Here is a 13,753-nt window from a genome sequence, read left to right as displayed (position 1 = left end):
GATGCGTCAAAGACGGACCCTATGATGGACGTCGTCGATCAGTTCGAGATTGGTCATCATGGGGTCTATCCCGTTGCCTTCGACCGGCGCTTTCACTGTGGCATTCACCTGGATCCGGGCGAGCAGCACGAACCGGTGCGGGCAATCGCTGACGGCGAGGTGGTCGCGTATCGCGTTTGCAAAAGCGCTCTGTCTGATGGCGCGAAAGATCCGACTGGACAACCAGTGCTGAACTCGAATGCGGGATTTGTCTTACTCAGACATAAGACCGAGACAGGACATGGGCGAACGATCACGTTCTACTCACTATATATGCATCTGCTGGACATGACCGAACAGGAGTGGCTTGCTCCCCAGTCAACCGATCCGCCGGCCGAGGGATCGATGAATGTCCTCCCCAAATGGTTGCTCGATACGGCGGGCGGCAAAGACGGAGTCGTTCAGCCGGGCGGCGCAAAGAAGGTGTACCGCAAGGACATGCTCGGGTACGTCGGTCAGCATCAGGGGGTGCGGCATCTGCATTTCGAAGTCTTCATGTCAGATGCTGACTTTACAGCCTGGTTTGATCAGGACGGCCAACAGGTTCAACTGGGCGAGAAAGATCCTGTTCAGCCTGCGTCGAGCGACTACTGGGGACATTCCTATTTCATCATTAAGGGTCCACAGGATTTTGTCGCGCAGCCGGCGGGTATGACGGACGACTGGTTTCCGCGACTGCCAGGCGGCTCAATTGGTGAGCAAGACATCCTTTATGTGGAAGCGTGGTTCAACAAGGGGCGGCGCTATACATGCGCATGGATCGACCGTGGTAGCAGCGGCAACGTTATCCTGCTTACACAGGTTCCGGTTGCTGACCCGTACGACGGAGAAACGAAACAGTACGAATATGATCTGTATGATCGAGCGGTAGCACTCTATTCAGAGTGTCCGAGCGATGGCTATGAAATGCTGCGCTTTGGGCGAATTCTTTCAAGTACGGTGGTGCCGGGAGAGGCGCCTGCTACTTGGGTCGCAGTGCCAATCGACGAGAATGGTACGCAAGGATATGTCAACATCGCTGCTGACGAGATCATCAAATTGTCGGACGCCGACTTTCCATTCTTCAAGGGCTGGAAAAAAGTTAACGAAAGCAATACGCCGTTTAATCAGGATGGGTTATGCGGATACGATGAACTTTGCCGTCTGACCGGCGTTGCTGATCCACAGGCAACGTCCGGAATGATCCAGCCGCTCGAATACGACAATAACAACGACGATAGTGCCAACCAGTTGCTCGCAGGCTATGTGCAGAATGCAGAGGGTGTGCGCACAAAGCTCAGAGGGTTGGTGTTCAACGCGCGCAGCGAGTGGGATCCGTTGTACAACGACGATCGCTATAAAGGTCTGAATGAACCAGATGGATTCTTTGGAAAGCAGAAAGATACCAATCCAGATGGCTATACCTCGTTTATTAAGTTCCTCGGAAACTTTCAATTTCTGGACAAGTTGCCGTCCGAATCGTCGCTAGCAGATCAGAAGTTCTGGTATTTTCATCCGCTTGAATTTATCCGGCACTTCAGGAAATGCGGGTGGCTCAGTAAGAAGGAGATGCTTCAGCTTATACCGGATCACGTTATCAGAAAGCCCGGGTCGCATAATTCGCCCTCTCAAGGAGTATGGGAATCGCCAAATCCAGATTATGCTTCATCTTTGCTTGATAGATTTGGACTGGGTTTGAACAATTCGATGAGGAAGTTCAAGCTTGATACCCCTGTCCGACAGGTGTGTTTTATGGCAAATGCTACACAGGAAACAGGGTGGTTCCGCTATCTTACGGAAGGGGATCGCAATGATGGCGCGACAGATCTGCACGGCGGTTGGTTTGGTCGGGGTTTTTTGCAGTTGACAAATCCTAACGGAAATATGGGTGGTGGGAATAATAATTATTATAAATATTTTAAATTCATTGGTCGAAACCCGAGTTTGCCGCCAGGGGAGCAGGAGTTGCGGTGGCGAAATGAGGTTGCAAGAGATGTTTTTCATGCGAGTCATAGTGCAGGAGCTTATTGGGTTTGGTCCGGAAAATCAATGCCAACGGCGAACAATCCGTCGCGACCACGGGTGGATAGTGCGAATAAATATGCGGACGAGATGAGTGTGAACGAAAGAAGGACAATTCGAACAAATGCCGGTGTTAAGGTGTGGTATTACAACCAGTCCTTTGCGAATTGTGCTGCGGCAGTGAATTATCCGGGGGCTACAGGAAGGAATCCACCAAACATGAATGGTCTAGTAGATCGATCGACGTCGTTCACTAATGCACTAATGGTTCTGACTGATATTGCGGTTTTCAAGGGCCCAAATCAAGAGGATCTAACGTGGCCGGAAAATTTCACAAGGCGGAAGTTGTCGTGAGAAATGTATTTTTAGCGTTGGTGGCATTTTTTTGGCTTGATGGGGCTGCGATAGCTGAGTTAGCTTCTAACGGTCGATCTAATTATAGGGATAATATATTTCTATTGGAGAGTCGGTGTGGGTATATTCTCGGTGAAAATATATCATCAAAAATAGTTGATTCATCTGTGAGTGTAAATAATGGAATTATATCGTTTGATTTTTATCTTGTGATGAAGCTGGATGGGTCTGCTATACGTGGAAAGCTGTCGTTTAGTTGCTTTGTGGCTGGGGCGAGTATTTCAGGGTCGAGTGTTGCGAATAAAACTACCGCCGTCGACGAAATTGCTTTGGAAGATTCTGGTGGGCGATATGTGCGCAATGTCGTATGGCAACGGAAATATGAAGGAAAGGGGTGGGATGGAACCGTTGCCTATGTTAATTCAGTATATGGCGATCGAGAAAGGGTGCGTGTTCCTGATTATTTTTTAATATGTCCTAATACGATATATTTTCCGTGTTTCTCGTTTGAGGTTATGGGGAGGGGGCTTGCAAAAAAGGAAAGCGAACGAATTCCTGCAGCACTCGGCGGAATTGAAGTTGTTGCCTTGCGATCGACAGTTCCTGAAACAGATGAAAGAAATCGATAGATTTTAATTCACCATTTGTTCGTGGGCTTGGGCGTGCGGTGTGCCGGGAATTCCCCAAATCCCTACTCAACTAGATAGCCGATATATGCAATCTCCCATTCGCAAAGGTGACAAGCTCGAACATGGCGGCGAAGTCACCAGTGGCTCGCCATGGACGATGTTCATGGACAGGCCGCTTGCACGTAAAGGCGATAATGCGACCTGCGACTTGCATGGTCCGACCGTCATTGACGAGGGCGCCGACAAGTATTCCGATCGCGACGAGAAGCTGTTCGCGCTGGACGGCCATCGATGTGCATGTGGTTGTCGATTGATTTCGTCGCTACCGAACGTCCACTTCGAGTAATGCCGGTCGATCTTTCTCCCGCCGGGCGCCCCAGCGCGTATCCGCCCAGGATGCGTTTCTGGCCGTGGGCATTAACTTGGTTCGTCTGTAATGTGTTCGTCCCGGTGGTTGTTTTGCTGGCATGGCCGAAAAGCGAGCCTTCGAGTGGCCTTAGGTTTTGGGGCTTGATTATTGGGGTGCCGAACGGGCTGTTTCTGGTCCTGCTCGGCTTTGGCCGCGCAGGCTACGAGGGGCTGTGGTATCGCTCATACTGGCGCAACCATCATCGTGACCGCTGGCTTGCGAAGAAGATCGGGTTCGCGCAGCGACCGCTTTATGTACTCGGCGCAGGCTATTGCCTGCCTCTTGGCGGGGCATCTCTGTCCGACGTTCTGATAGGGAAACGCTCCCTCATGCAGGTGCAAGCCCCGCGGCACGGCTCAGGAAAGGTTTTGTGCAATCGCTTTGAGGACAACGACCCGCTACTGGACGACCTGTCCAATGATCCGCCACTGGACGCTTCATTCATGCCGGATGAAGAGGAAACCCCAACTGACAATGCTGCCGTCCCGAAGAAAGCCGATCCAGTTGTGCAGATGATCCGCGTTGCGCTTGAGCCTCTCGCTGGAAGCATTCAGGCATTAACCCGATACGAAAGGGCATATTGGCCCCAAGTACGCGTATTGACCGAGTCGGAGGTCGCGAACATGCGTTTGACCCAGGTTCGCGCTGCAATGCATCTGGCGGCGCTTCCGCTCTTGGAAGTCCGGGCCGTTCCGGCTGCCGACGGGTTGCTTGTGGCCGATGTATGGCTTGATACGCATGAATCCCGTCCGCTCCTCGTCATCGCTGCGATGTGGTACGACGATGATATCGATGAGGGCCTCGCCGAGGGATGTGTGGCTGCGTTGCTCGATGCCGGCTGTTTCGAGCTTCCGCAGGAGGTCAGCAGAAAGGCTGCGCTACATAGGCCAGTTGCGGGCGACTCCGCTGAACCAGAATATGGTTTCGCGAACGCCGCGATCTGGGGCAAAGCCGATGCCGCGTCGGTGACGCGCGCATGGATAACGCGGCCGGTTGAAAACTGCGACCGCGCTTTGAACGCTGCCGGGTTTGTGATTGCAGCAAAAGACGCTGCGCAGAGTCGACTGGATCGTATCGTTGGCGACATGCGGGCAGCGAACGGTCTGCTGGCGATCGCTGCGGCGATCGAGTCCGGTGCCAGTGACGGACCGCAACTTGTCGTCGATGGCTCGCAGTCGGCCATCCTCCATGTCTTACCCCAAGATCAAACGGCTTCAACGCATGTCGATATCCAAAAATAACCTGCATAACGCGCAGCCTCAAGCGGCCTTAACCGAAGAAGCTCACAGCCGGGTCGCAATCTGGGGGCTGCCTCTTGCCGTGCTGGTTATTGCCGTTGCAGTGCTTGTGCTGGCGTGGTTCCAGGGCGAGCGCCTCGGCGTCCCCGATGGCACGCCTCGCACACTGGCATTGATCGGTATTCCGGTATTGCTGGTTGTCATCGTGATCATTCATCTGATTGCGATATCGACTGGCGCATATGTGGGCGCTGCCAAACTGTTTCGTCTGCAAACCGGCGAGAAGGAGGCTGCTTCAACGACGGGACAGCCGCTCAAACGCGATGCCCGTCTGCAACGCCTGGTCGAGGAACTACGGGTATCGCGGGGTCGGCGCTGGCGATACCGCTTGCCGTGGCTGATGGTGACCGGTGCGGACACGTTGCTCGATCAGGTCGCGCCGGGCCTGAAGCGCGCGGGCGCAATGCCGGTTGGCAACGCGATCCTCGTACACGCAGCACCTGACGGCATCGACGCGGGCGCGTGGCGTCGGCAGATCCGTAAGCTGCGCAGCAGACGGCCGGTCGACGGCATTGTGCACGTCACGCACGTGGACGAGCGCGATGTCGAATTGCCGCGCGTCCTCGCCGCGCTGGCCGCCGACATCGGCTGGGCCGCGCCTGTCAAGTTGCTGCACGCCGTGCCCGCGCAGGGCGATCGACCCGAGACGTTCGAGGCGATCGGTGCATTTCCGGGGGCGGCATACAAGGGGGGGCAGCCGGCGCTGGTCCTGCGCGATCAGCTTGCCGCGATCGAGCGTGGTACGGCGGACGCGGGCGTGCGGCAATGTACGGCGCCCACGCGGATCGGCTATCTGGCCGAAATCTCGCAATACATCGGGACACAGCTCGAGCACATCGTGACCGGCTGGCAAGTGCTTCGTGCATCGCAATGGCTGCGCGCGCCGCTGGTCGGCGTGATGTTCGTTCCCATATTCAAGGCGACAGCAGCGATGCCGACGCCGGTGCCGATCGCCGCGGACGCGAGCACAACGGTGACCAACATCCCGATCGAGTTCCCGCCGCAACCGGCTGCACTGCTACCCGCGTGGCGCGCAATCGCCAGCCGGCGACGCATTGGCCGGCGGGTGGGAGTCTATTGGCCGGATGCGCTGGCGATGGGCGTGACCGCTGCGGCGATCGCGTGGTGCGCATGGATGACCGCATCGTTCATCGGCAACCAGCGACTCATGCGCGAAGCGAAGGCGGCAGCGAGCGCAGCGCTGGATGCGCGGCCGCGGACCGCAGCCGCCTGGCGCGCGCAACTGGGGCTACAGCAGTTGATGGAAAAGCTCGAATACCGGCAGCAGCATGGCGTACCGTGGCACCTGCGGGCGGGCCTGTCCCGCAATGACGATATCCTCGCAGGTCTCTGGCAACCGTACCGAATCGCTGCGACCCGCAACTTGCAAGCGCCTGTCGTGCAAACAATCGGCGAACTGTTGGAGGCAGCAGATCAGGCGCGCGCCGATAGCCTGCAATCGCAGGACGCGCGAGCTAGTACCTACAACGCGTTCAAGACTTATCTGATGCTCGGCGAGCCATCGCGCGCCGAACCCGCATTTCTGAAGCGCATGCTCGTCACCCTGTGGGCGCGGCCGGTCGAGATGCCGCTCGGCGAGCGTGACGATACCGGCAGGCGGCTTGCAGGCTTCTACGCCGATCACCTGAGAGCGCATCCCGAATGGCGGATAGCGACGAACGACCGCATCGTGACCTCGACCCGCAACATGCTGGTCACGCAAATGGGGCTCGCGTCGGCTGACGACACGGTGTACCAACGTATCGTCGACGAAGTCAAAAACAAATACGCCGACGCGTCGCTCGAAACGCTGCTGAATGGCGCCGATGCGCATGGAATGTTCAAGGCATCACGGACCGTCCCGGGGATCTATACGCGTGCGGCATGGGACGGCATGGTCGCCTCGGCAATCGACAAGGCGTCGCATGAACGCCGGATCAGCAGTGACTGGGTGTTGTCCGGCTCGCAGGCTTCGCAGACGATCGGCAATACGCTCGCGCAGGGCATGACCCGAACCACGGCGATCGACGATGAGAAACGCGCAGCCGAGGAACTGAAGCAACGATTGACGGCCCGGTATTTTGGCGAGTACACGGCGGCATGGCAGCGCATGCTCAATAGCCTGCAGTGGCAACCGACGTCCAACCTCGGTGGCGCGGTCGAGCAGCTTTCCCGACTGGCAGATGCGCAGACGTCGCCGTTGATCGCGCTGATGAAATCCGTGCAGTATCAGGCGCAAGCGGGGCGGCCGTCGCAGGCGCTGGCCGCCACCCTGGTGAGAAAGGCGCAAAACCTAATCGGGGCTGACGAGCAAGCAGGGGCGACCGTCGTCAACCCGCTCGACAAGGCGTTTGGCCCGCTGCTGGTGCTGATGGGCGACACGGGCGCATCGTCTGCCGCGGAAAACGGGAAGCGCGCCACGCCAGCCGACATCGCGCTAAGCGGTGTCAGCTTGTCGCGCTACCTGACGGCGGTCACGACGATGCGGCTGAAACTGCAGCAGATCGCGGGCAGTCCGGACGCTCAGGTCATGGCACGCTCGCTCGCCCAGGCCGTGTTTCAAGGCAAGTTGTCGGAATTGTCCCAGGCGCGCAACGACGCGGCGCTCACGGCCGCGAGCCTGGGTACGGCGTGGGCGGGCTTCGGCGATACGGTGTTTGCGCAGCCGCTCGAAACGGCATGGCAGACGATCCTGCAACCGGCCGCCGCGAGCTTGAATGACGCATGGCGAGCCGGTGTTGCCGCACCGTTCAACGCAGCGATGAGCGGCCGCTATCCGTTCTTCGATACGCAGGCCGATGCGTCCTTCGCCGAGCTCGGCCGCTATGTACGACCGGATACCGGATTGATTTCGCGTTTCATCACGACCCAACTGGCCGGCGTGATGAAACTCGAGGGCGATCGTTGGGCGCCCAGCGAACTTGCACCGCAGGCCTTGCAGTTTGATCCGACATTCCTGAGCGCCGTCCGGCAGTTGTCGGCGGTTGGGGCACAGCTCTACCCGCAGGCCGATGCCGGGGAGAAATTCGACATGATGGCGCTGCCGACGCCGAACGTGACGCGATCGGAACTGTCGGTCGACGGCATGCAGATCGTCTATTTCAATCAGCAGGAGCGCTGGACCCCGCTGGCGTGGCCCGGCAACGGCTTGAACGGGCACGCGAGGCTCACATGGCAGACGCTCGACGCAGGCTTGCGACAGGCATTTGATTCGACCGGCGATTGGGCATTCCTGCGTCTGCTGAGCGAGGCGGAGATCAAGCCGCTCGATGGCGCACGCTATCGGCTCACGTGGAACACGGGGAGCGGCGAGCCGCTGTCGTACGTGTTGCGTACGCGGGTCGGCGCCGGGCCGATCGACTTGCTGAAACTGCGCGGGTTTCGCATGCCGGATCGCATTTTCGTCGTTGGCAAGGCGGGCGCCGTGCCGACGCCGCCGCTTCTTCCGCCACTGCCACAGGATTTCCAGCCATGAGTGAAGACGACAACCATCCGACGAAGCCTGCAGGGAGCGGTTTCGGTGTGGATGACGATCGATACCTGCGCTACTTCGATGCGGAGATGCGTTATCTGCGCGAGGCGGGGAGGGAGTTCGCGCGGTCCCAGCCACACGGAGCCCGCCGGGTCGGAATGACGATGCCTGGCGCGCGTCACGACAGTGTCGAGCAGACCTATGAGGCTTTCGCGTTCCTCACGAGCCGGCTGCGGATGAAGCTCGACGACGCAGCGCCGGAAATCACCGATCCACTGCTCGATCATCTGTGGCCGCATACAGGCCGCACGATTCCGTCGCTGACCATCCTCGAGTGCGTGCCGCGCAGCGGCGAGGCGCGCGTCCTCGATACGTTACCGCCCGGGTTGCAGGTACGTTCGACACCGGTCGGACCGGACGGGACGATATGTGTCTATCGAACCACTCGGGCGATACACTTGCTACCGCTCAACGTGCGCGAGGCGGGCGCACGCATGCGCGAGGACGGCCGCACGGTCATCCGTCTCGCGTTCGACCTGCTGCACCGCGAGCAGCGATTGCTGGACGACCTGTCGCGTATCCGGCTATACCTGCATGGCGACCGGCCGACTGCATCGGCGCTGTACGCGGTTTTCACGCGCCAGGTGGAGTCGATCGGCGTGCGCATGCCGCGCGTGCTCGACGGCCAGCTACAACCACGCCCGGCGATGACGATCGAGGCAGCGGGCTTCGGCGCACAGGCGCGACTGTGGCCGACCGACGTCGATATACGCGACGTCGATCTCGACCGCGAGCAGACGATGCTCGAATATTTCGCGTTCCCCGAGAAGTTCCACTTCGTGGACTTGTGCGGTTTCGACGCGGCCAGCGTGCCACCGGGTGAAACGCGTCTTGAATTCGAAATCGTGATTCGAGACCGAATCCCCGGTGACGCCACGTTCGGTGCGGACAACATCCGGCTGTTCTGCACGCCGGTGATCAATCTGCTCGAACTGGACGCCCAGGCAATCCGCCCTAATGCGCATGACCGCGACTATCCGGTGCGCGCCCCGACCTCCGCGGGCGAGCACGTCGAGCCCTACGATGTACTGTCGGTCGTGGCGACCGATCCGCGCACCGCGAGGCAATACCCGTATCAGTCGATCAAGGCATTCCGGCACCGCGGCGGGATGATGCGGCACGAGTCGCCGGATCGGTACTACCACGCTTCGATTCGGCAGGGCGTAACGGGCCAGCGCGAGATGGTCGTGACGTTGGGCGGGCATCTGTGGGCGGAACCGGGCAGCTTGCCGGACGCACACGTAACGGTCCGCGTATTGGCGAACAACGGGCGGCTGCCGCGCATGGCGCTGCGTGAATCGATGATTGCCACGCCTGCTTCGACCTTCAATGGCGTCGAGCGCGTGCACAACTTGACAGCCCCGACGATGCCGCTGTATCCGCCGCGCGGTGGCGACTATGACTGGCGGGTGATTTCTCACTTCAATGGGGCCGGCACAACCGAACTGAACATGATGGACGCGAATGTGCTGCGCGGCGCGCTGTCGTTGTACGACTGGACGCGAGAGGGCGATAACCGGCGACGCATCGACGCGATTCATCACGTTTGGCTCGATGAGGAAACGGAACGGGTGGGGGCGCGCGTCGACCGTATCGTGAATGTGAACGTGGGTATCGAGCCGTCGGGGTTTGCCGGGCCGGGCGACGTCGCGCTGTTCGGCGACGTACTCAGTCGCTTCGTCGGCCGCTATGCGTGCTTCCATTTTTCGGTGCGGCTCGTGCTGTATGAAGGCGTGGGCGGCCCGAGTCGGCGCTATCCATGCACGATCAAGACGGGAGACTGGCTGTGACGCCGCGAGCACATCCGATGATGCGAAGCGTTCGATTCGCGGCTGCTACTGCAATGACGGCCGCGTTGCTGTCTGGCTGCGGGTTGTGGCAATCGATGAAAGAGACGACCGCGGGCATGACACACGCGATTTTTGTCACGAAGGTCAAGCAGATGAACCTCGTGATCGAAAGCCGCGCCGCGCTCAACGAGAACGAGCAGGGACAATCTCTACCGGTCGTGATGCGCGTCTATCAGTTGAAGGATGTGAAGGTTTTCGAGAGCGCGGCTTACGTCTCGTTGCTTGATGACGACAATGCGTTACTGAGGGCCGATCTGCTCGACAGCATGGAGGCCACGCTCGTGCCTGGCGCCACGGTGACGCTGTCCGCGCCGATGGCAGCCGACGCGCAAGCCGTGGGTGTGGCCGGGTTCTTTCGCGATCAGCGTGGCGCCGAATGGCAACTGGTGATTCCGAAGTCGAAGTGGAAGAAGACGGACCCCGTCAAATTGGTCGTGACGGGCAACCGGATGGAACTGGCACCCTGAACGAGGGAATGCGCCGGTGGTGGGCTGGTGCGTTGCATGCGGGGTTTGCAGTTTGCACACGCCACGAGGTCGAACGCGGACGCCCGCGCCCGAACGGCCACAGGCCATCACTCCGGCAAATCCCGCTGGCTCACATCCCACTCGATCCCGCCCGCATTGAGCTGCTCGATCTTTTCCATCCGCTGCCGCGCCAGTTCCGGCAGCCGGTTCGTCACGCCGATCACCAGCGCTTCGGCGAGCGCGAGCGCCGGCACGTTGGTCTGCAGCATCGCGAAAGGACGACCCTGAATCCGCAGCACGATCTCCGCGAACTCGCCGATCGGCGAGCGCCATTCGTCGGTGATCAGCAGGATTCGCACGCCGAGCCGGTGCGCGGCCTGCGCGAAGCGGATGCTGTCCTTCTGGTAGCGGCGAAAGTCGAAGATCACGAGCACGTCGTTGCGCCCCATGTCGGCCAGCGCGACGGACGCGAGATTCACGTTCGGCTCGACGGACTGCACATGCGGCCGTGCATACGCGAGCGTAAACGAGAACAGGGACGCGAGCGGCGCCGTATAACGACCGCCGCCGCAGAACACGCGCACGTCCGGATCGGCCAGCACCGCCACGGCCGCATCGAATGCAGCCGCGTCGAGCCCTTCGATCGTGGTCGCGAGCGATTCGGACAGCCGCTGGAAAATCGCCGCATGGCTGTCGCGCATGCCTGTTTCCGAATGAAACGCGTCCATCCGCGCGAGCGGCGAATTCATCGCGGTGTCGATCTCGTCGTGCAGCGCCTGCTGGAACGACGAATAGTTCGGAAAGCCGATCCTGACGACGAAGCGGAACACGGTCGGGTCGCTGACTTCCGCCTGCTTCGCAAACTGCGCGATCGGGCCCAACCCGAGACTGGGATAGCGATCCAGCAACGCCTGCGCGACCTTCTGTTCCGACGGCGTGAAGCTATCCATCTGGGATAACAGCAACGCCCTGATGCTCGTCCCCATCGGCACTCCGGCTCTCTATCTGAATGGATTGACCAAACGGCAGACGGGCGCCTGCCGGCAACTGCACGCATGTTAGCCGATTGACGTGCGGCAACCCGCGTGTGGCCCGAAATTAGAGGGACGTATCACTCGGTCAGCGAATACGTTCATATGTGTAATAAATCGAACATACATCGGTGCACGTGGCGAGGTCCACTCCCAATGAATTTAGTGGTTACCCTAGTTTTTGGCGCAAAAAAGTGAGTGTTATGATCGCGGCCTCGCTGAAATGTATCGTTTATTACATGCTGGATGGGCTGGGCCGAATACGCAGCGGCGCACCGATGCATCCCGGCATGGCCCGGTTTATTCGTCTGGAGGATCCCGTCATGAGGCGGCTGGTAGTACTCACCCTGTTGTCGGCGATGAGCGTGTGCGCGTTCGCCGCGTCGGACCCGGCGATCGAAGCGAAGAACGGCATGGTCGTGTCGTCGCAGCACTTCGCGTCGCAGATCGGCGTCGACATCCTGAAGGCGGGCGGCAACGCGGTGGACGCGGCGGTGGCCGTCGGCTATGCGCAGGCCGTGACCAACGCGTGCTGCGGTAACATCGGCGGCGGCGGTTTCATGACGATCCACCTAGCCGACGGTCGCGACCGCTTCATCAATTTCCGCGAGACCGCACCGGCCGCGGCGTCCGCGAACATGTATCTCGATGCGTCGGGTAACGTGATTCCGGAGCAGAGCCTGTACGGCTATCGCGCGGTCGGCGTGCCGGGTACGGTGGCCGGCCTCGATCTCGCGCAGCGCAAGTACGGGAAGCTGACGCGCAAGCAGGTGATGGCGCCGGCGATCCGGCTCGCGCGCGACGGCTTCGTGCTGACGCGCGGCGATACGGACATCCTCGATACGACGGTCGAGCGCTTCAAGAAGGATCCGGAAGCCGCGCGCATCTTCCTGCGCCCGGACGGCACCGCGTTGCAGCCGGGCGATCGCCTGGTGCAGAAGGACCTGGCCCGCACGCTCGAGCGCATCGCGGAGCAGGGGCCCGACGCGTTCTATCACGGCGAGATCCCGAAGATCGTGGAGGCGGCGGCGAAGCGCGGCGGCGGCGTGATCACGGCGGCCGATTTCGCGTCCTATCGCGCGCAGGACATGGCGCCGCTGACCTGCACGTATCGCGGCTACGAGTTCGTGTCGGCGCCGCCGCCGAGCTCGGGCGGCGTGACGATGTGCGAGACGCTGAACATCCTCGAAGGGTATGACCTGCGCAAGCTTGGCTACCACTCGGCCGCGGCGGTCCACTATATGACCGAAGCGATGCGCCACGCGTACGAAGACCGCAACACGCTGCTCGGCGACCCGGACTTCATCGACAACCCGATCGCGAAGCTGACGAGCAAGGAATACGCGGCGCAGATCCGCAAGAGCATCCATGCCGATACGGCGACGCCGTCGGTCGACGTGCAGCCCGGTGTCGGCGTGCACGAGAAGCCGGAAACGACGCATTACTCGATCGTCGACCACGACGGCAACGCGGTGTCGACGACCTATACGGTCAACGGCCGCTTCGGCGCCGTGGTCATCGCGCCGGGCACGGGTTTCTTCCTGAACGACGAGATGGACGATTTCACCGTGAAGGTCGGCGCGCAGAACCTGTTCGGCCTCGTGCAGGGCACGCGCAACTCGATCGCGCCGGGCAAGCGTCCGCTGTCGTCGATGGCGCCGACGATCGTGAAGAAGGACGGCAAGGTGTTCATGGTGGTTGGTTCGCCGGGCGGTTCGCGCATCATCACGATCACGCTGCAGACCGTGCTGAACGTGATCGACTACGGGATGACGCCGCAGGACGCGGTCGCCGCGCCGCGCATCCATCACCAGTGGCTGCCGGACGCGGTCTATTACGAAACCTACGGCCTGTCGCCCGACACGCTCGCGATCCTGCGCAACATGGGCTACAAGATGGTCGAGCAGACGCCGTGGGGCGCCGCCGAGCTGATTCTGGTCGGCCTGCCGGGCACCGAAGCGGCGAGCCGCCAGAGTTCCGGGAACGATTCGTCCGTGTCCGGCAACGTGCGTGCCGGCTTCATCTACGGCTACAACGACCCGCGCCGTCCGGCGGGCGCCGCGATCGGCTACTGACCGATCGCTTCATGCCGAATCGCTGCCGCCGGCGTTCGCGTTGCCGCGAATGCCGGTGCGGCGGCAGC

Annotated in this window: 9 protein-coding genes; 8 read left to right on the top strand and 1 reads right to left on the bottom strand. The window is 60.5% G+C overall.

Annotated features, from left to right (window positions below; translation table 11 throughout):
- The first annotated feature begins 24 nt into the window (after positions 1–24).
- The 7 genes from CFB81_RS24050 (at position 25) to tssJ (ending at position 10,579) form a co-directional block, all read left to right on the top strand.
- Entirely contained in the window at positions 25–2,394 is a 2,370-nt protein-coding gene (locus tag CFB81_RS24050; RefSeq protein ID WP_306427157.1) for a hypothetical protein, read from the top strand.
- Positions 2,358–3,023: a hypothetical protein gene (locus tag CFB81_RS35730; protein WP_143328635.1), complete on the top strand. Its 666-nt coding sequence runs from the start codon at positions 2,358–2,360 to the stop codon at positions 3,021–3,023. The genes CFB81_RS24050 and CFB81_RS35730 overlap by 37 nt, the downstream gene beginning before the upstream one ends.
- Before the next feature lie 85 nt (positions 3,024–3,108).
- Complete coding sequence (locus tag CFB81_RS24045; RefSeq protein WP_089436766.1) at positions 3,109–3,369, top strand: PAAR domain-containing protein; 261 nt, start codon at positions 3,109–3,111, stop codon at positions 3,367–3,369.
- On the top strand, positions 3,369–4,673 hold the full coding sequence (locus CFB81_RS24040) for a hypothetical protein (protein WP_089436765.1): 1,305 nt from the start codon (positions 3,369–3,371) through the stop codon (positions 4,671–4,673). The genes CFB81_RS24045 and CFB81_RS24040 overlap by 1 nt, the downstream gene beginning before the upstream one ends.
- Positions 4,621–8,205 (top strand): ImcF-related family protein, encoded by a 3,585-nt coding sequence (locus CFB81_RS24035; protein WP_256976310.1) that lies wholly within the window; start codon positions 4,621–4,623, stop codon positions 8,203–8,205. Before CFB81_RS24040 ends, CFB81_RS24035 begins: the two co-directional genes overlap by 53 nt.
- Entirely contained in the window at positions 8,202–10,052 is a 1,851-nt protein-coding gene (gene tssF, locus CFB81_RS24030) for a type VI secretion system baseplate subunit TssF (RefSeq protein WP_089436763.1), read from the top strand. Before CFB81_RS24035 ends, tssF begins: the two co-directional genes overlap by 4 nt.
- Positions 10,022–10,579 carry a type VI secretion system lipoprotein TssJ gene (gene tssJ, locus CFB81_RS24025; protein ID WP_256976309.1) on the top strand — a complete coding sequence of 186 codons (558 nt, stop codon included), beginning with the start codon at positions 10,022–10,024 and terminating at the stop codon, positions 10,577–10,579. The genes tssF and tssJ overlap by 31 nt, the downstream gene beginning before the upstream one ends.
- Positions 10,580–10,686: 107 nt before the next feature.
- Here the strand turns inward: tssJ and CFB81_RS24020 are convergent, their stop codons facing one another.
- Positions 10,687–11,565, bottom strand: a complete 879-nt coding sequence (locus CFB81_RS24020) for a MurR/RpiR family transcriptional regulator (protein ID WP_089436761.1) — start codon at positions 11,563–11,565, stop codon at positions 10,687–10,689.
- Positions 11,566–11,933: 368 nt separating this feature from the next.
- On the opposite strand from CFB81_RS24020, the gene ggt reads away from it, so the two are divergent.
- The gene (ggt, locus tag CFB81_RS24015) at positions 11,934–13,685 is read left to right on the top strand and encodes a gamma-glutamyltransferase (RefSeq protein ID WP_069619301.1); all 1,752 of its coding nucleotides are present in this window, start codon (positions 11,934–11,936) and stop codon (positions 13,683–13,685) included.
- Positions 13,686–13,753 lie beyond the last annotated feature (68 nt).

Origin of the sequence: Burkholderia sp. AU28863, from assembly GCF_002223195.1 — a bacterium.
Classification (GTDB): domain Bacteria; phylum Pseudomonadota; class Gammaproteobacteria; order Burkholderiales; family Burkholderiaceae; genus Burkholderia; species Burkholderia sola.
The sequence above is the reverse complement of the archived record's forward strand: the minus strand, read 5'-3'. Positions and strand labels throughout refer to the sequence as shown.

Excerpts from the sequence above, each read along its gene's own strand:
- CFB81_RS24050 (WP_306427157.1), top strand. The coding sequence starts at position 25 with ATGGACGTCGTCGATCAGTTCGAGATTGGTCATCATGGGGTCTATCCC.
- CFB81_RS24045 (WP_089436766.1), top strand. The coding sequence starts at position 3,109 with ATGCAATCTCCCATTCGCAAAGGTGACAAGCTCGAACATGGCGGCGAA.
- CFB81_RS24040 (WP_089436765.1), top strand. The coding sequence starts at position 3,369 with ATGCCGGTCGATCTTTCTCCCGCCGGGCGCCCCAGCGCGTATCCGCCC.
- CFB81_RS24035 (WP_256976310.1), top strand. The coding sequence starts at position 4,621 with ATGTCTTACCCCAAGATCAAACGGCTTCAACGCATGTCGATATCCAAA.
- tssF (WP_089436763.1), top strand. The coding sequence starts at position 8,202 with ATGAGTGAAGACGACAACCATCCGACGAAGCCTGCAGGGAGCGGTTTC.
- tssJ (WP_256976309.1), top strand. The coding sequence starts at position 10,022 with ATGCACGATCAAGACGGGAGACTGGCTGTGACGCCGCGAGCACATCCG.
- CFB81_RS24020 (WP_089436761.1), bottom strand. The coding sequence starts at position 11,565 with ATGGGGACGAGCATCAGGGCGTTGCTGTTATCCCAGATGGATAGCTTC.
- ggt (WP_069619301.1), top strand. The coding sequence starts at position 11,934 with ATGAGGCGGCTGGTAGTACTCACCCTGTTGTCGGCGATGAGCGTGTGC.